Raw genomic sequence first — 16359 nt, 5'->3', positions numbered from 1 at the left:
TGCTCACTCCACTCCTGGTCCGTGCCATTCGTGAACACCCATCCAGGGTCGTTGCCGATATGGGCGCTGGTCGTTGGGTTGGCCGCCATGGGGACTGCGCGGTTTCGGGTCCTGCACCTGGCTGGATCGCAGCCGCGACGGTCATGGCGGTGCCGTTCTTCGCCGCGGCGTGGATGGCCCGACGACCATGAGCCATGGGGACGTCCCATGGATCGGGCGTTCGCCCGGACGGCTCCTCTACCACCGAGTCGGTGGGCGCGATCAGGGCTCGGCCCTGCCGGTCGCCCATGCCCAGGCCGCGATGGCGACGCGGTTCCTGGCGCCGGTCTTACGCTGGATGGCCGCTATGTGGTTCTTCACCGTGCCCGCGGAGAGGAAGAGCTCCGCAGCGATCTCGGCGTTGGTCTTGCCGTGCGAGACCAGCGCCACGATGTCATCTTCCCGCTCGGTGAGGACGACGTTCGGTGTCTCGTGCGGCAGACCGTGGTGGCGCAGCAGCCGGACGGTGAGCTGCGGGCTGATGAGCATGTCGCCATTCGTCGCGGCCCTGATGGCTTCGACGAGCAGGGTGGGGCCGGAGCGTTTGAGGATGAATCCAGAAGCGCCGTGCCGCAGTGCCGCGTGGACGTACTCGTCGAGCCCGAACGTGGTGACGATCACCACGTGGATGTCGGTGTCGGCAAGGGCTCGGGCCACCTCGATGCCGTCGGCTCCGGGCATCCGGATGTCGGCGAGCACGACGTCCGGTCTGATCGTCCTGGCGGTGTCGATCGCGGTGCGTCCGTCGGCGGCCTCGGCCACGACCGTCATGTCGGGCTGGGCGTCGAGGATCATGCGGAAGGCGCTTCGGATGCCTTCCTGGTCGTCGGCGATGAGGATGCGGGTGGACACTCCGGCGATTGTGCCACTGGCAGGCGCGCGGTCAGCGACCACCCATCCGGTACGGCCTGGGTGACCAGTTCACCGCCCTGCGCCTGGACCAGCGCGGTCAGGCCGGGCAGGCCGTACCCGCCGCGCCGGCCACTTCGCGCTCGTGTCACGCCGTCGTTGGTCATCGTGATCTCCAGTAGACCTCCTCCGGCGCTGATGCCCAGGTCGACGTGGCTGGCCTGGGGAGCGTGCCGCCGGACGTTGGTGAGTCCTTCGATGACGATCCGGTAGGCCAGGACCGCGGTTTCCGCCGTGACCGCTATCTGCGGGTCCATGCGCAGGTGGACCGGCGCGGGGCCGGCGGCGGAGAAGCGTTCGGCTGCCTCGCGGATGCCGCTGAGGTCACCCGTGGAGGTGAGGGGCCGGTCGTGGTGCAGCGTGTCCAGGGTACGGTCCAGCATCGACATGGCGCGCTGGCCGGCGGCTTCGACGCGTTCGAGCGCCTGCAGCGGATCGCCCGCGACCCTGCCCGCCTGGGCGTGCGCCACCATTTCGCTGATGTCGTGGGCGACGAAGTCGTGCAGGTCTCTGGCCAGCTGAAGCCGTAACTCGGTGCGGGTGTCGGCCACGGCGCGGGACTGCCGTACCTCGAGAGAACGCAGGTAACCCCCGACCGCTGCGGCCAGGAGCGCGCCCAACCCCCAGAACAGGCACGCGCCCAGCGCTTCCAGCGGCGAGGCGGGGGTGAAGAAGCGCAGCATCCAGGTGGCCGAGGCCAGGCCCGCCACCGGCGCGGTCACCGCGGCCCGCTGTGCCGGCACGCGTCGGACGATCAGGCCGGCCAGCGTCATGAAGGCCAGACTCTCGATCACCCCCAATGCGGCGGCGCCCGGCACGGGCTGCAGGATGCCGATGACGTGAGCCAGCGTGACGGCCAGCGACCCGGCCGCGGCCACGCAGGTCAGCGCAGGCAGACGCGGCTCGAGCGACGACCGCGACAGCGCCGCCGCCACCACCGCGACCGGAACCAGCAGCGCTATCGACACGACAATCCACATCCAGCTCACCGGACCGACGATACGTCCACCGCGAAAACGGGCCATAGGTGCCGAACGGCACCTGCGGCGATGGCCGAGGGTGCCGAACGGCATCTGGTCCGCCGGCCTGCCGCCCGGCGACGCTGATCACATGAGAACCATCACTTCTGTCTGGCGCGGCTACGCGGCGGCACTGTGGGCGCTGGCCTACGGTGCCCTCGGCTCGGCGTGGGCGCTCGGCCTGCCCGGCTTCCCCTGGGGGGCCTCCGACCCCGACCCGGACGGCGCGCTGTCCATCCTGGCCGGGACGACGCCGCGCTTCGGCTGGTGGATCGCCGCCTTCGGCCTGCTCACTGCGGCGACGGCGCTGGCGCTCACCCGCAGGAGCGATCGGCGTGCTCCGTTGTTCCTGGCGTGGCCGCTCGCCGCGATCCTGGTCCTGGTGGTTCCCGACTCGCGGCTGATGATGGGCGTCGCCTACACGCCGCTGCTGCTGGTGGCACCGGTCTTCGGCTGGAGCCTGGGCGGTGCCACCTTCGCCGATGCCTGGCCATGGCCCGTCCTGAACCAGCTTCTCTGCGTGCTGGGCGGACTGCTGCTGGCCGCCACGGCGCTGGCGTACGGCCGTGGCCAGGCCCGCACGCGTTGGTTCACGCCGCAGCGAGGCCGCGCAGCCGTGTACGTGGCCGTCGCGGTGCCTCTGGCGTACTGCGCCACCCGGTGGGCGTGGGCGCTGGGCATCCCGCTCGGAGTGAGCCCGGAGTTCCTGGCCGAAGGCGAGGACGGCCTGTGGCTGGCGGGCGCCTACCTGGCGACCTTCGGCGCGTTCGGCGGCGTGCTCACCCTCGGGCTCACTCAGCGATGGGGGGAGATCTTCCCGCGGTGGATTCCTGGCCTGCGCGGCAGGCGGGTACCGCCCCTGCTGGCGGTCATCCCGGCCGGGTTCGTCGCGATCATCATCGCCGTGGCCGGGCTGACGTACATCCGCTGGACGATCGCAGGCCGGTTCTCCCTGTCCGAATGGGGTGCCTGGCTGCCGGAGTGCTTCTGGCCGATCTGGGGTGCCGCGCTGGCCACCGCCACCGTCTCCTACCATCTGCGCCGCAAGGACGACGCAGATGCGGTGGATGTCGGTGCTGGTCGCCGACGTGAGGCGCCGGCACGGGGGGATCACGGGCGGACCTCGGCGAGCACTGCCCGGTGACCGCTCGGGTGGGGTGTGACAGGTCGCGGGATCTCGTGTCTTCCGAGGTCTTCGGAAGGTGCCAGTGGGCGCTACTTCAGCACTACTTGGCTGGGTACCTGCACGCCACGCGTCACGGCCACATGGACACTCCTATATCTTGTGCGACAGGTTATAATGGTGGAATGACTATGACGGAGCCGATGTTCTTGGCCTTGACGGCACTCCTGGATGAGCCGCGGCACGGCTACGGGATCGTGCAGGAAGTGGACCGGCTGTCTGCAGGCACGGTGCAGCTCAAGATCGGTTCTCTGTATGGCGTTCTCGATCGGTTGACCGCCGACGGCCTGGTGGAACTCGACCACGAAGAGGCGCACTCGGGACGTCTGCGCCGCTACTACCGCATCACCGACGCGGGGGAAGAGGCTCTCGCGGCGGAGCTTGCCAGACTGAACAGCACCCTCCAGATCGCCGTCCAGCGACTCGGTGCCCGCCGGAGCAGCCTCACCAGCCGGCCATCGATCGCTGGAGGTTCGGCGTGAGCCTGCTGGAGCAGCGCTACCGCCTCATCCTCAAGATGCTGCCCGCCTCCTACCGGGCCGAGCGTGAGGAGGAGATGGTCGAGGCATTCCTTCAAGGCGCCGGGCAAGATCGCGACGAAGACGACGCGTGGCCGAGCTGGAGAGAGACCGTCTCCATCGCCGCGCTGGCGGTCAGGAGCAGGCTCGGCGGTCTCGGCGCCGCTCCCCGCTACCGCGCCGTCGGCGACGCAGTCAGGCTGGTGGCCCTGCTCGGGTTGGGCTACCAGGCTGTGATCGGCTGGATCGACGTGCTCTTCTCGCTACACGCCCTGGGCTACCTGCCGGGACGATCGCTGGTCGTCGCCCCTGGCCGGCAGGTGCCGGAGCTCCTGGCGATGGCGGAGGGTCTGGCTCCGGTCGCCGCCTTCGCCGCGCTCGCGCTCGGCAAGGTGCGGGCAGCCAAGCTCCTGGCCGTGCTGGGCCTGGTGTACGTGCTGGTCATGGTCGGGATCGCTGCCCTCACCTGGCCTCGATCGGTCATCGACTCCGCACCTCACGTCCTGGGCGCCATGGTGCCTGTCCTGGCTCTGCTGACCGCCTACCACGTGGACGCGCCGGTGCGACGCTCCCTGCCGATGACCGCCCTGCCGCTGGGACTGACCGCGGCGTACATCGCCATCGCGCTCGCCTTCGCCAACATCACGGGCACGGATGTCGCGCCTGGCCACCCGACAGTTTGGGTGGCCATGTGGATCGATCCGCAGGGTGTGACAGTGGCGGCGCTCCTGACGGCAGGCCTGCTGTGCCTGGTGCGCGACACCACGCCGGCCTGGCGATTGGGTCTCGCCATCGCCGCGGCGTCGATGGCCGTTGAGCGGTCACCAGTCTTTCTGATCGGTGTCGAAAGGCCCGAACAGTCGCTTGCCATCACTGCGATCGTTCAGTCTGCGGCGTTGGCGACACTGTGTCTGGCGCTGATCGTTGCGGGGCTGCGTGTCCTGCCCCGTCCGGCTGTTCCACTTCGAGACGGCAGCTAGCGTCCCGGTGGTCTTGGGCAACGATTGGCAGTGGACCCAGCGTGAGCCGTAGAAGTGCTTCAGGTCAGGGCCGACTCGGCCGGGCGGCGGTTAGGATCCGCGCATGTCTCGTTTCGAGGTGGCCACCCTGGTTCTCGCGCCGCCGCCGGTCGTCTTCGATGCGTCCTTATCCGTCGAGCTGCACGCCTCTTCCATGCGCGGCTCGCGCGAGCAAGCAGTCGCAGGGGTCACCTCCGGACGGCTCTCGCTGGGCGATCAGGTCACGTGGCGAGCGCGGCACTTCGGCCTCACCTGGCACCTGACCTCGACGATCAGCGCCTATGTCCGGCCCTCGTACTTCGTCGACGAACAGGTACGCGGCCCCTTTCGGTATTGGCGCCACGCGCACACCTTCGCATCGACGCACGATGGCGACAGCGGCGTCGAAGCGACCCTCATAAAAGACATCGTCGACTTCGCGGCACCCGCCGGTCCCCTGGGCGTCCTCGCCGATGCTCTCGTCCTGCGCCGTTACATGACCAAGCTGATCCTGCTGCGTAACGAGCACATCAGGCGTACGACCGAAACCACCATGCAATGATCGCCTGCTTCCTGCGGGTACGGTGGCGGACCCCTAAGGCTGAGATCGCGATCAAGCCCTGTCACATGTCGCCGGCATAAACGGCCACCGTCAGACTTCCGGGGCGCCGCAGGTATTCGGGGATGGACGTCTCCAGCCGGACCCTGATCGTGGTCGTCTTCCCGCTGAGCAGCCGTTTGCCCAGGTAGAGGAAGCCGCCCCCGCCCGGCTTGGAGGAGCAGTCGATGCCGCCCTTGATCAGGCGTCCGTTTACCCACACCTTCCGGCTGAGCCGGTCGCCGAGACCGTCCCCGCAGTAGGTGGCGACGGCCAGGCCGAGGCCCCTGTTCGGCACGGTGACCGTCACCTCGCGGCTGTCGGGCCAGGTGGTGGTGGCCTTGGCGGCCAGGTTGAGCTCCTTCCCGAGTTTCGCGGGCGGCTCCGCCGGAGGCGAGGCGGTCTTCATCGTGGACGGCGGCGTCCACTCGTACACGCCGAACCGCCATGTCCCCGGCGCCGTGCGCCCGGGGGAGCCTTTGACAGTGAATATCACCCTTCGCGTCCCGGCGGGGAAGGGCTGCACGTCGACCGCTTTGCCGCGCTCGCACGCGTTCATCAGGAAGGGCGCCGGTGACAGCGTGAAGGTCTTGTCCAGGCCCGGCACGTCAGCGCTGACCTGCGGTGGTGCCGCTTTGGGAGACGGGCAGTCGGGCAGGATGGCCACCGGTTTGCCGCTCACCTCCACCTCGAAGAGCATCGATGCCTGGCGCGCCGGGTCGAAGGTCGCGGTGGCGAGCCTGCGGTAGACGGTGCCGTCGGACTCCTCGTACCGGCTTGGGAGCTTTTCTGTCACGTTCGCAGTGGTCGGCTGATCCGGCCCGCGCAGGCTGACGACCGTACCGCCGGCGACGACCGCGACGGCGAACGTGACGGCGGCGGCGACGGCCGAGAGCCGGAGCCGTCGCGCGCCGCGCGTTCTGGCTCGCAGTGCGTGCCAGGGGATCGGGCGGTCGAGCGCGGGGCTGCTGCGTTCGGCGAGCAGGTCGCGGAGTTCTCGCTGGTCGATGGGCATGGCGCTACCCCCTCCTGTCGTACGCGAACGACTTGTCCACCCGAAGCTTGGCCAGCGCCCTGCTCGCCTGGCTCTTGACCGTCCCGACGCTGCAGCCGAGCGTCGCAGCGGTCTGGGCCTCGCTCAGGTCCTCGAAGAACCGCAGCACGATGACGGCCCGCTGCCGGGCGGGCAGGCGGCCGAGCGCCTGCCAGACCAGCTCGCGATCGTCGGCCTGTCCCATGTGGTCGGCCGCCTGCGCCTGGTCGGGCGGCGACCCGCTGGTCAGCTCGGCCCTTCTCCAGCGCCGCCGCCACCAGGAGACGTGCAGGTTCACCATGATCTTGCGGACGTACGCCTCACGCTCGTCGCCCAGGCGCGGCCAGGCCTGCCACGCCTTCAGCAGCGCCGTCTGCACCAGGTCCTCAGCCGCTCCCCAGTCACGGGCGAGCAGGTAGGCGGTGCGGAGCAGCCGGTGCCACGACGCCTCGACGAACGCGTCGTACTCCGATCCATCCGCCATGTACGGTCCTTCCTCAAGCGACAGTCAACCGTCCTTACGCCGCCGGAGGAACGGAAGGTTGCTCAGGCCCAAGAAGCGGTCGGCTCTGGGAAGATCCACGCTTGCTCGATTATCCGGCGAGGGCGGAAGGCGTCGTCGCGCAGCCGGTCGAGATCCTCGCTCGGTTCGAGGGGGAGGGGCCAGCCACGGAGCATGTGTCGACACGCGAGTGCTCCCCGCGCCGGACGCCCTCAAGGACGCCGTCGCGATGCTGCGAACCGCTCCGCTCACCACCCGGCCCGGCACCACGATGGCCTACCACAACCCCAACTACGCCGTGGCGGCCGAAGTGGTTCCTCAACGGCTCCTTCGGCGTGGTCAGCACCGCCGACGACCTGGCCAAGTGGCTGATCGCGCAGAACGGCGCCGGCCCCGCCCTGCCCGGGAACATCCGCCGGACCGTCCAGACCGCCTCCGGCGTGGGCGGCAGCACGTACGGCATGGGCTGGTACACCGGGAAGACCGCCGGTGGAGCGCCCCGGCTCCAGCACACCGGCTGGCTGCTCACCCACAACGTCGCGCAGACACTTCTCCCCGCGAGCCAATACGGCATCGCCGTGGTCACCAACACCGGCATAATCTCCGGCGACGACGCGCTGCTCATCACGGACGGCCTCGTGACCTCATCGAGGGCCGCCCCGACGCCGGAGCAGCGCCCTTCACCATGACCGCGGATCCCTGGCTGGCCGGCCTGAGCGTGCTCAACCTGGGGCTCGGCGTGCTGGGAGTCAGCCGTGCCCGCCGCTGGGCTCGTCGCCGTGCGGGACGGGCCGGTTGGCGCGCGCTCGTGCGGCTGGTTCCGTACGCGATGCCGGTCGCGCTGTACGTCTGGGCCGCCACCGCCGCACCTCGTGGTTGACTGGCGCGGTGATCACGTTACCCCCGGTGCGGGCGAAGACGGGGAACCGTTGGCCGGTCCTGGTGTTCCTCGTGCTGATCGTCGTCTTCTCCTCAGGGTGCGCGGTGCTGCAGGTGGCCGTCGGGGGAGGGTTGTGTCAGGAGCGGGCGGATCATGAGAATGCCCTCGTCCGGAAGATGGTGGGCCCGGTTCTCTCCGAGGCGGGGCTGGTCGGGTCCATGGAGGACCAGAGCGACTGTGATTCCGCCACGTACGGGTCGTATGTGGTTGTCTTCATCGAGAAGGTGAAGCCGCGGAAGGTGGTCGCCGCCTTCGTGAGGGCGGGGTGGAGCAGTCGTCCGGCCTCCGAGCGCAGCCGGGACTGTGCTGCTGGGTGTGACGCGTACGACCTGACGAAGAAGGCCGGGGAGCGGACCATCGACGTGTCGGTCGAGGGCACCGAAGATGTGAAGATCGTGGCCTCGGCGGCGTACGACTGCTGGGATGCGGACGGCTACAGCTGCGTCGACGGATGAGGAGAGCTCAAAGTTCTCCGGTGTGGTGGCGTTGGTAGTGGCGGGCGGCGCGGGCGCGGTTGGCGCAGGAGGGTTTGCACCATTCCTGGCGGCCGTGGGTTTTGACGAAGTAGCGGACGCAGCGGGGGGCGTTGCAGGCGCGCAACTGCTCGCGGTGCGGGCCGCTCAGGAAGTCGATGGCGGCTCGGGCCAGGGCGGCGATCAGGCGGACGTTCCCGTCGGGCTCGGTTGACAGCACGTCCGTACGCGGTGTGCCGCCTTCCGGCCAGGTCAGTTGCGGGACGATCGCCTCGCGGGCGGCTGCCGCGTTGAGGTGGGTCATGGCCTGGTCGAGGGGCATCAGGCGGTTGGCGTCGGCGCGGCTGGGAGGGGCGGGGCTGACCGCGTGCGCGAACAGGGCCCGTATGGCGCGGCGCAGCTCGACGAGTTCGCTTCTGAGCTGCTCGTCCACGGTGATGTCCACGGCATCGACCTGTTGGTGGAGCCAGTTGGTCGCGTCCTCCAGGGTCGCCAGGTCGTCGGCGACGCCGCCGTTGCCGTCGTGGCGGATCGTGCTCGCCAGTTCCAGGGCCGGCCAGCGCTCCACTCGAACCTCCTGGTTGCTCATGCCGTCCTTTGTAGCCTATCGTCCCTAACGCTAAATGTAAGTTTTACCGTTAGGAGCCCGATGAGACTGCTGCTGGCCCAGATCAGCGACCTGCACCTCGACGGCAGCGACCGGGCGGCCCGGCGCGCCACCCAGGTCATGGACCATCTGCGGACGCTGCCTCGCCCGGTCGACGCCCTGCTGGTCACCGGGGACATCGCCGACCATGGCGAGGAGGCCGAGTACGAGGAGGCCGCCCGCATCCTGGACGCGCCCTTCCCCGTCTTCACGTGTCCCGGCAATCACGACGTCCGGGCGGCGTACCGGAAGGCGCTCCTGCGTCGGCCGCCCGCCGACGGGCCCGTCAACGAGGTGCACCACGTCGGCGGTGTCGCCATCCTGATGTGCGACGCCACCATCCCCGGACGCGACGAGGGCCGGCTGGACGCCGAGACGCTCGCCTGGATGCACGACGTGCTCGACCCTGACACGCCCGCGCTGATCGCCTTCCACCAGCCGCCCGTCGTGCTGCACCACCCGTTGCCCGACTCCGGCCGGCTGGAGTCGTCCGGTGACCTCGCCGCGCTGCTCGACGCCCATCCGCAGGTCGTCGGCGTGCTCACCGGTCATGCGCACTCCGCGGCCGCGTCCACGTTCGGGGGACGTCCGCTGATCGTCGGGCCGGCCGTCACCTGGACGTTGCGCCTTCCCTGGGAGGGTGACCGGCCCGCCGACCGCGAGCAGCCGCCCGGCCTCGCGTTCCACATCCTGGACGACGACCTCCGCCTCACCACGCACTACCGCGTCGTGCTGCCGTGATCCATCCGTACGCGGTCGCCGGGTTCCTCCTGGCGATCCTGCCGATCATCGCCACGCCGGGCGCCAGCCTGACCCTGCTGATCCAGCACGTCACGACCGGCGGCCGCCGCCAGGCCGTACCCGTCGTCCTCGGCACCATCAGCGGCCTGTACGCGCACGCGGCCCTCGCCGTCGCCGGGCTGTCGGCGCTCGTCATGCACTCCAGCCAGGCGTTCACCGTCGTCAAGCTCGCCGGCGCCGCCTACCTCATCGGCCTCGGGCTGTGGACCTGGCGTTCCCGGCCTCCTGCGCCGGATGACCCGGCGAAGCGCACCGGTTCCGTCTACGCCCAGGCCCTGCTCGCGAACGTGCTCAACCCCAAGGCGGCCTCCATCTACCTGACGCTGGTGCCGCAGTTCCTCGCGCCCGGACGTCCACTCGGCGGGCAGATCCTCGCCCTGGCCGGCGCCCATGCACTCCTGATGATCCTGTGGCTGATGGGGTGGACGGTGCTGCTGCATCGAGGGGCAGGGATCCTGCGTAGGGCCCGGTTCAGGCGGGTGATGGGCAAGGTGACGGCGGTGGTGCTAGTCGTGCTCGGGGTTCGGGCGGCCACGGCTTAGGTGGGTAGAACGTTCGGTCTGGACGCCTTGTGAAGATTGGGGCTAGCCTCCTGAACCGAGGCATACATGGGGGATCAGGATGAACGAAGAGCTCGGTGCCGTACAGGCCGCCTTGGGGGCCCGCGCGCGGCTGCTGCAGTGGGCGGACGGCGGGCTGGTGGTCGATCTGCTGCGTGCGGCGTCCGGGGCGGGGTGGCTGGACCTGCTGACCACGCCGACGACCGTCGAGGCGCTGGCCGAGGCGGGTGGGGTGTCTGCCGAGCGGGCGCGGCGGGTGGTCGAGGTGTTCGTGGCCGCGGGGGTCGTACGTGCTGGGGACGGGCCTGCTCACGTCCTCACCGAGGAGTTCGCGGCGCTGAACGGAGCACCCGCCGGGGTGCGGCTGGACGACGCGATCGACATCATCGCGGCGGCTCGCGACCGGGTGCGTTCTGCGGTCTCGCCGGACGTGCGGCGGACCTGGGAGCAGGACGCGCTGGTCGTCGCCCGTAACTGGGGCATGCTGCCTGCCGACCGCCGCCACGCGGGCGATCTTCTCGATGGCGTACGACGCGGTGCCCGCGTACCGCGACCGGCTGGCCGCGGGCGGTCCGCTGCTCGACCTCGGCAGCGGCATCGGGGGAGCGCTGCTGACCACGCTGACGATGTTCCCCGAGCTGCGGGCGGTCGGGGTCGAGCGGGCCGAGGACGTGGTCAAGGAGCTGCGGGAGCGGGCCGAGGCGGCGGCCGTGACGTCCCGCCTGGAGATCCGGTGCGCCGACTCCCGGGGCGTCCCACCCGTCCGTACGGCGGAGGAACTGACCGCGGAGCTGCGGGACGGCGGCTTCGAGGACGTCCAGGTGACGACGACGCCCATTGGCCGCCTCGTCCTGGGCCGGCGCGTGCTTGACTAGGGCCCATGGGCCGGGCCAGGGCGCAGCAGGAGAAGAAGCGGCTGAGCTTTCAGAAGGTCGTGGTGCTGCCCGTGGCTTTCTCGGCCGTCGTGCTCCTCGTGGCGGCTGCGCTGCACTTACAGTTCAGCCCTCGCGTGGCGCGGGTGGACGCGGCCGCGCTCACCGAGGTGCGGGGCGTCGGCCGGGTCGTTCATGAGGAGACCCTCGTCCTGCACCAGTGGGAGAACAACTACGTCGAGATGACCGAATTCGTGCTCCACCTCGAAGGGAGCGCGAAGGAAGGCGTGGTCGCCGCGGTGGAGCGCCGGCTGGAGCTGCTGGGCTGGCGGGTGTCGCATCGCGAGCGGTCTGAGATCTGGCTGAAGTCGGCCGCGTGGCCGTACGTCATCGTCTCGGTCGAGCCGCTCAAGAGCAGCGGAGTGCAGGTCGATGATCGGGGGCTGCCCCTGGATGAGATGGCGTTCCTGAATGTCGAGCCGTGAGTCCGATGTGCCTGCGGTGTGCGTACGTGCACATGAACGGTGAGTACGCCCGCCACAACCGCACCACCGGCACATAGCCTCAGCTCCGGCGCTTGCGAGGATGGGCGTGCTCACCTCGCCTGACGGAGGAAACATGGACGGACAGCAGTGGCTGGCGGAGCGGTTCGCCGAGCATCGGGGGCACCTTCGCGCGGTGGCGTACCGGATGCTCGGCTCGCTCAGCGAGGCCGACGACGCGTTGCAGGAGGCGTGGCTGCGGGCCGACCGCGCCCACACCGCGGAGGTGCGGAACCTCGCCGGCTGGCTGACCACCATCGTGGCCCGGGTGTGCCTGAACATGCTGCGCTCGCGTGCCCACCGCCAGGAGGAGCCGCTGGACACGGAGGCGGCCGACCCGCTGCTCGGCCCGGCGGCGGTGGGAAACCCCGAGGCCGAGGTGGAGATGGCCGACTCGGTGGGGGTGGCGCTGCTGGTGGTGCTCGACACGCTGAGCCCGGCCGAGCGGGTGGCGTTCGTGCTGCACGATCTGTTCGCGGTGCCTTTCGAGGAGATCGCCCCCTTGCTGGAACGCTCACCCGAGGCGGCCCGGCAACTGGCCAGCCGGGCGCGCCGCCGGGTCAGGGGGGCGCCCGCGCCGCACCGTGAGCCGGGCCGGACGCGGGAGATCGTCGAGGCGTTCCTGTCGGCGACGCGCGGACAAGACTTCCGGGCGCTGATCACGTTGCTGCACCCCGAGGTCACCCTGCGGGCGGACGCGGCCGTCATGCTCACCGCCGCGCCCGTCACCGTCCAGGGGGCCGAGGCCGTCGCGAAGGGCGCGATGGCCGCCATGCAGCGGGCCAGGTTCACCGGTCTCGCGCTGCTCGACGGCGCGGTCGGCCTGGTCATGGCGCCGCAGGGCCGGCTGCGGGTGGCGCTCACCTTCACGATCGACGACGGGCTCATCACCGCCATCGACGTCGTCGCCGAGCCCGAGCGGCTCGGCCTGCTCGACGTGGCGGTGCTCGGCTGATCGCGTGACGTACGTCACTCCCGCCGCCGGTCACATCGCCGTCCGGCGGCGGGTCAGGGCGGTGACGGGCGCTACCGGCCCGGCGTCATTCGAGAGCAAGGAGCACCCGATGGTTCCCATCATCGTCACCGTTCTGGCCGCCGCCTGGGTGGGTTTCTCCGCGTACGCGATCCTCACCCGCGCCGCGTGGGTCGTCGAACCGCTGCGGACGTACGGGGTGCCCGCCTCGTGGTGGCCCTGGCTGGGCGCGGCCAAGGCCGCGGGGGCGGCGGGGCTGCTGGTCGGCCTGGCCGTGCCGGTGATCGGCGTGCTGGCCGGGATCGGGCTGGTGGTGTACTTCCTCGGCGCCGTCGTCACCGTGCTGCGCGCCCGGTCGTACAAGACCGTCGTCTTCCCGATCCTGTACCTCGTTCCCGTGGCCGTCACCCTCATGGTCTGAGGAGGATGTCGAGCACGCTCCGGCCGCTCCGACTCGCCTACGGGGAAATGGAGCAGACCTGTCACGCAACATCGAGACCGTCAAGCGCCGCGCCTGGGTCGTCGAGCTCAAGGAGAACGAGCACCGCTGAGCACGCCGGCGCCCCGCACCTCCATGTCACCCGCCGGCGTGAAGGGGGTGACGCCGAAGGTGGCGGCGATGCGCGGGGCCAGGTCGAAGGCGTGTCGGGGAGCTGCTGCGGGCCGCCGCCGAGCAAGGCTTCCCGATCACGCCAGAGGAGCTGCGGGAGGGCCTGCGGCCGATGAGCCGGCACCACGTGCATCTGTCGTCCGACCGGGAGACGGCGACGCGGGTGGGGGCGCGGCGAGGAGCGCCGGTGGTGCTGGTGGTGGCGTCGGGGGCGATGCACGCCGACGGGCACACCTTCATGCGCAGCGCCAACGGGGTGTGGCTGGTGGACCACGTGCCGCCGTCCTCTCTCAGGTTTCCCTCCTGAGCTATTCCTCGTCGGGGAGCGTCACCCACGTGCCGGCCTCCTCGGTCAGCGAGCGGGCGTCGGACGGCAGCAGGCCCGCTCCCGCGTAGCAGTAGGCCACGGCCGCGCCCTGGTAGAGGCAGGTCCTGAGGATCTCCTCGGCGGAGTCGTCCTCCGAGACGCTGCCGCCGCCCGGGTGGGTGTCCCAGGCGACGGTCTCGCCGTCGCGGATGACGATGCCCTGGTTGCCGCTCTTGGGGTTGGCGAAGAGGCCATAGCAGACCGTGCCGGCCGACAGGGGCTTCATGACGTGCGGGTCAGCGGCGCGGTAGCCCCACGGCTGGACGACGACGCAGCCGCCGGGCACGTCGGTGATGCCGATGAGGTCGTCGTACTCCTCCGACCACATGTCCTCCATGACCTCCTCGATGTCGACGTCGTCGGCCGGCATGCCGCCGAGCCGCCTGGCGGCCTCGGCGGCGGTGACGCCGGCCACGCAGGCGACGCTGTAGCCGTCGTCGTCGAAGCACTCGACGGTGTCGATCAGCTGCCGCGACGCTGCGACGGCGGCCTGCTCGTCGTCGGTCAGGCCGGCCTCGCCGTCGCGCGGCGCGAACAGGTCAGGGGTGGGCGTGGCCAGGCTGAGGCGGCCGGGTGACCAGCCGTTCATCATCGGCCGCCACGGGTCGGCTCCGGCGGCGACCAGGGCGCGGGCGTTGTCGGGGCGGTGGTGGAAGACGGCCGTCCATAAGGCCGTGCGGCCCTCGTGCAGCGCGTCGACGTCGGTGACCCGGCGGGCCAGCTCGGCCACCACCTCGGGCGAGCCGTGCTCGGCCGCCTCGTGGAGGGGGCATCCGAAGGGGAACACGCCCGCGTCGGGGTCGGCGCCCGCGTCGAGGCGGGCGCGGATGGCGTGGAGGTTCGTCCAGCTGTCGTAGGTGATGCCGGACCAGTCTGACGCGCCGGTGGTGGCCATGGTGCTCCTTGGGGGGTGTACGGACGTCGCAGGAGGCCGATCATGGCGTACGGGACCGACAGAATCGACGACGGGAGAAGCTCGTGCGTGACTCCTCGATCAGGGCGGGACGGCTGACGTCACGGCCGTTCACGACCGACGACATCGCGTGGGTCCATGAGGTGTCACAGGACGCCGAGCTGCGGCGATGGGTCGAGCTGCCGTCCCCCTACCGGTGGGAGGACGCCGCGTACTTCGTGGAGCACCTCGCCATCGAGGGGCGGAGGAGCGGGCAGCGGATGGAGTTCCTGGTGGAGGAGGACGGGGTCAGGTCCGGCCGAGTGGGGGTGTGGCTGGGGACGAACGGGATCGCCGAGGTCGGCTACTGGGTGGACCCGCGGGCACGCGGGCGCGGGGTCGCGACCGCCTCGGTGCGGGCCGCGTGCGAATGGGCCTTCGCGACGTTCGGCCTGGAGATCATCGAATGGCGGTGCGAGGTCGGCAACACGGCGTCGCGGCGGGTCGCGGAGAAGGCCGGGTTCGTGGTGGAGGGGACGCTGCGCAAGCGGCTCTTCCACCGGGGGAGGCGGGTCGACGCCTGGGTGGGCTCCTTGACGCGGGACGAGCTGGGTGACGGCTTCGCATCAAGCTGATCTCCGTCGTGGTCGCCGCACATCACGACATGTCACCATGCGGAGATGGACGGCTTATCCATGACCGAGGGCCGACGCCTCCTGCTCGGCGCTCTGGCCGGATTCACCCTGACGGCCCTGCTCGCGGTGGTCGCGGTGCTGATAGCCCGCCTTTTCCCCGGCTCCCGGTACTGCAGCGAGTACCTCGGCTGTCTGGGACTGCTCGTGGAGTCGTTGCGGACAGGCCGCTGGGCCATGACCTTGCTCGCCTGGCCGCTGCTGCACCTCCTGGGCATCCGCCCGGCCTGGCCGGCCGCCGTGCTCGGCCTGTTGCTGCTGATGGCGCTCTGGGCGCTCGGGCGCTTCTCCTTCGGGGTGTACGCGCTCAGCGGCGTCATCGCGTACACGGTCGCCGCCTGGGCCTCCGCCCCCGGCCGCTTCCGCCTGTGGGTGGCGACCGCCCTGTCCTCCCTCACCACCTGGGCCGTCATGCTGCTCCTGGCGTGAGGGAGGTGGCACCGAACCTGGCCGGTGCCACCCCTCGGGGTCAGCGGACGTAGATGTCGGGGCGGGGGGCCGTGGGCATGCGGTCGCCGAGGAAGAAGCTTGTGTGCGGGGGCTGGTTGTACGCGGTGTTCTGCCAGGCCACCGAGACGCGGTAGAGCGGGTCGTGCATCAGCGTGTAGATGCGCCGGTCCGTGGGCGTGGGGGTGGAGTAGATGCGCAGGGCGCGGTTGTCGCTGGTGGGCCAGATGACCTCTTCGCGCCAGTCGCCCAGGATGTCGCCCGACAGGGACGGGGTGGCCTTGGTGCCGTTGTTGGAGTGGACGCCTGAGGCGGTCAGGAGGCGGGTGTCGCCGTTCGTGCCGTATTTGTCGATGCGGGTCTGGTCGAGCAGTTCCCTGACGGGGTCGGCGTCCCACCAGACGAGGAAGTTGATCGAGGAGGGCTTGCGGCCGGCGTTGTTGCCGGTGACGCTGCGCAGGTTCGCGTCGGCGGCCGACCAGAACTCGCTCGCGACCCTGACCGTGGAGATGTCGCCCGCGACGCCGCGGCCGTTGTCGGAACCGGACGGGGAGGACCAGAGGATCCCGCCGTTGCGGGGGTCGATGTAGAGCGAGCCGGGCTGGGAGGTGGACTCGCTGACCTTGAAGTATTCGAGGCCGGACCTGGCGGGGTCGAAGTCGCCGAGGTGCTGGGCGTCGCCGTGGCCGGTGCGGGTGGACCACAGGCCGGCGCCGTTGTCGTCCACGGCCATGGCGCCGTAGAC

The 16359-nt window shown here is 70.5% G+C and carries 22 protein-coding genes and 2 pseudogenes; 16 read left to right on the top strand and 8 right to left on the bottom strand.

Annotated features, from left to right (window positions below; translation table 11 throughout):
* Nucleotides 1-261 precede the first annotated feature (261 nt).
* Entirely contained in the window at nucleotides 262-891 is a 630-nt protein-coding gene (locus AB0K18_RS47990) for a response regulator transcription factor (RefSeq protein WP_364929142.1), read from the bottom strand.
* A complete protein-coding gene (locus tag AB0K18_RS47985) occupies nucleotides 831-1928 on the bottom strand; it encodes a histidine kinase (RefSeq protein WP_364929244.1) in 1098 nt (365 codons plus the stop codon). The genes AB0K18_RS47990 and AB0K18_RS47985 overlap by 61 nt, the downstream gene beginning before the upstream one ends.
* A gap of 130 nt (nucleotides 1929-2058) precedes the next feature.
* Here AB0K18_RS47985 and AB0K18_RS47980 point away from each other — a divergent pair, with 130 nt between their 5' ends.
* The 4 genes from AB0K18_RS47980 to AB0K18_RS47965 all read left to right on the top strand — a co-directional run bounded on the left by AB0K18_RS47980 (nucleotide 2059) and on the right by AB0K18_RS47965 (nucleotide 5228).
* Nucleotides 2059-3111, top strand: coding sequence for a hypothetical protein (locus AB0K18_RS47980; protein ID WP_364929139.1), 1053 nt, complete (start codon nucleotides 2059-2061; stop codon nucleotides 3109-3111).
* 170 nt (nucleotides 3112-3281) lie between these two features.
* Nucleotides 3282-3632, top strand: coding sequence for a PadR family transcriptional regulator (locus AB0K18_RS47975; protein WP_364929136.1), 351 nt, complete (start codon nucleotides 3282-3284; stop codon nucleotides 3630-3632).
* Entirely contained in the window at nucleotides 3629-4648 is a 1020-nt protein-coding gene (locus tag AB0K18_RS47970; RefSeq protein ID WP_364929133.1) for a hypothetical protein, read from the top strand. Before AB0K18_RS47975 ends, AB0K18_RS47970 begins: the two co-directional genes overlap by 4 nt.
* Nucleotides 4649-4751: 103 nt before the next feature.
* Nucleotides 4752-5228 carry an SRPBCC family protein gene (locus AB0K18_RS47965; protein ID WP_364929130.1) on the top strand — a complete coding sequence of 159 codons (477 nt, stop codon included), beginning with the start codon at nucleotides 4752-4754 and terminating at the stop codon, nucleotides 5226-5228.
* A gap of 61 nt (nucleotides 5229-5289) precedes the next feature.
* Here AB0K18_RS47965 and AB0K18_RS47960 read toward each other — a convergent pair whose 3' ends face one another.
* Together AB0K18_RS47960 and AB0K18_RS47955 are read right to left on the bottom strand one after the other, a co-directional pair.
* Complete coding sequence (locus tag AB0K18_RS47960) at nucleotides 5290-6279, bottom strand: hypothetical protein (RefSeq protein ID WP_364929128.1); 990 nt, start codon at nucleotides 6277-6279, stop codon at nucleotides 5290-5292.
* Between the two features lie 4 nt (nucleotides 6280-6283).
* Nucleotides 6284-6781 carry a SigE family RNA polymerase sigma factor gene (locus AB0K18_RS47955; protein ID WP_364929125.1) on the bottom strand — a complete coding sequence of 166 codons (498 nt, stop codon included), beginning with the start codon at nucleotides 6779-6781 and terminating at the stop codon, nucleotides 6284-6286.
* A 194-nt stretch (nucleotides 6782-6975) separates the two neighbouring features.
* Here AB0K18_RS47955 and AB0K18_RS47950 point away from each other — a divergent pair, with 194 nt between their 5' ends.
* The 3 genes from AB0K18_RS47950 to AB0K18_RS47940 all read left to right on the top strand — a co-directional run bounded on the left by AB0K18_RS47950 (nucleotide 6976) and on the right by AB0K18_RS47940 (nucleotide 8194).
* Nucleotides 6976-7488, top strand: coding sequence for a serine hydrolase (locus tag AB0K18_RS47950; RefSeq protein ID WP_364929122.1), 513 nt, complete (start codon nucleotides 6976-6978; stop codon nucleotides 7486-7488).
* A complete protein-coding gene (locus AB0K18_RS47945) occupies nucleotides 7485-7679 on the top strand; it encodes a hypothetical protein (RefSeq protein ID WP_364929119.1) in 195 nt (64 codons plus the stop codon). The genes AB0K18_RS47950 and AB0K18_RS47945 overlap by 4 nt, the downstream gene beginning before the upstream one ends.
* Before the next feature lie 71 nt (nucleotides 7680-7750).
* A complete protein-coding gene (locus AB0K18_RS47940; RefSeq protein ID WP_364929116.1) occupies nucleotides 7751-8194 on the top strand; it encodes a hypothetical protein in 444 nt (147 codons plus the stop codon).
* A 7-nt stretch (nucleotides 8195-8201) separates the two neighbouring features.
* Here the strand turns inward: AB0K18_RS47940 and AB0K18_RS47935 are convergent, their stop codons facing one another.
* Nucleotides 8202-8801, bottom strand: coding sequence for a CGNR zinc finger domain-containing protein (locus tag AB0K18_RS47935; RefSeq protein ID WP_364929113.1), 600 nt, complete (start codon nucleotides 8799-8801; stop codon nucleotides 8202-8204).
* Between the two features lie 60 nt (nucleotides 8802-8861).
* Between AB0K18_RS47935 and AB0K18_RS47930 the strand changes: the two genes are divergently transcribed.
* Together AB0K18_RS47930 and AB0K18_RS47925 are read left to right on the top strand one after the other, a co-directional pair.
* The gene (locus AB0K18_RS47930; RefSeq protein ID WP_364929110.1) at nucleotides 8862-9599 is read left to right on the top strand and encodes a metallophosphoesterase; all 738 of its coding nucleotides are present in this window, start codon (nucleotides 8862-8864) and stop codon (nucleotides 9597-9599) included.
* Nucleotides 9596-10201: a LysE family translocator gene (locus AB0K18_RS47925; protein ID WP_364929107.1), complete on the top strand. Its 606-nt coding sequence runs from the start codon at nucleotides 9596-9598 to the stop codon at nucleotides 10199-10201. The genes AB0K18_RS47930 and AB0K18_RS47925 overlap by 4 nt, the downstream gene beginning before the upstream one ends.
* Before the next feature lie 327 nt (nucleotides 10202-10528).
* Here AB0K18_RS47925 and AB0K18_RS47920 read toward each other — a convergent pair whose 3' ends face one another.
* A complete protein-coding gene (locus AB0K18_RS47920) occupies nucleotides 10529-10702 on the bottom strand; it encodes a hypothetical protein (RefSeq protein WP_364929105.1) in 174 nt (57 codons plus the stop codon).
* A gap of 38 nt (nucleotides 10703-10740) precedes the next feature.
* Between AB0K18_RS47920 and AB0K18_RS47915 the strand changes: the two genes are divergently transcribed.
* The 5 genes and pseudogenes from AB0K18_RS47915 to AB0K18_RS47895 form a co-directional block, all read left to right on the top strand.
* Nucleotides 10741-11094 (top strand): hypothetical protein, encoded by a 354-nt coding sequence (locus tag AB0K18_RS47915; protein WP_364929102.1) that lies wholly within the window; start codon nucleotides 10741-10743, stop codon nucleotides 11092-11094.
* Between the two features lie 5 nt (nucleotides 11095-11099).
* On the top strand, nucleotides 11100-11576 hold the full coding sequence (locus AB0K18_RS47910; protein ID WP_364929099.1) for a hypothetical protein: 477 nt from the start codon (nucleotides 11100-11102) through the stop codon (nucleotides 11574-11576).
* A 133-nt stretch (nucleotides 11577-11709) separates the two neighbouring features.
* Entirely contained in the window at nucleotides 11710-12588 is an 879-nt protein-coding gene (locus AB0K18_RS47905) for a sigma-70 family RNA polymerase sigma factor (protein WP_364929096.1), read from the top strand.
* Nucleotides 12589-12697: 109 nt separating this feature from the next.
* Nucleotides 12698-13027: a DoxX family protein gene (locus AB0K18_RS47900; protein ID WP_364929094.1), complete on the top strand. Its 330-nt coding sequence runs from the start codon at nucleotides 12698-12700 to the stop codon at nucleotides 13025-13027.
* Nucleotides 13028-13313: 286 nt separating this feature from the next.
* Nucleotides 13314-13523: pseudogene (locus tag AB0K18_RS47895) on the top strand (RNA 2'-phosphotransferase); the annotation flags it as partial.
* A 1-nt stretch (nucleotide 13524) separates the two neighbouring features.
* Here AB0K18_RS47895 and AB0K18_RS47890 read toward each other — a convergent pair.
* Nucleotides 13525-14478, bottom strand: a complete 954-nt coding sequence (locus AB0K18_RS47890; RefSeq protein WP_364929091.1) for a DUF6461 domain-containing protein — start codon at nucleotides 14476-14478, stop codon at nucleotides 13525-13527.
* A gap of 83 nt (nucleotides 14479-14561) precedes the next feature.
* On the opposite strand from AB0K18_RS47890, the gene AB0K18_RS47885 reads away from it, so the two are divergent.
* On the top strand, nucleotides 14562-15110 hold the full coding sequence (locus AB0K18_RS47885) for a GNAT family protein (RefSeq protein ID WP_364929088.1): 549 nt from the start codon (nucleotides 14562-14564) through the stop codon (nucleotides 15108-15110).
* 45 nt (nucleotides 15111-15155) lie between these two features.
* Nucleotides 15156-15596: a hypothetical protein gene (locus tag AB0K18_RS47880; RefSeq protein WP_364929085.1), complete on the top strand. Its 441-nt coding sequence runs from the start codon at nucleotides 15156-15158 to the stop codon at nucleotides 15594-15596.
* A 40-nt stretch (nucleotides 15597-15636) separates the two neighbouring features.
* Here AB0K18_RS47880 and AB0K18_RS47875 read toward each other — a convergent pair.
* Nucleotides 15637-16359: pseudogene (locus tag AB0K18_RS47875) on the bottom strand (rhamnogalacturonan lyase); the annotation flags it as partial.

It is taken from the genome of Nonomuraea sp. NPDC049421, assembly GCF_040677005.1.
Lineage (GTDB): Bacteria > Actinomycetota > Actinomycetes > Streptosporangiales > Streptosporangiaceae > Nonomuraea > Nonomuraea salmonea.
This window is presented reverse-complemented; position numbering and strand designations above follow the sequence as displayed.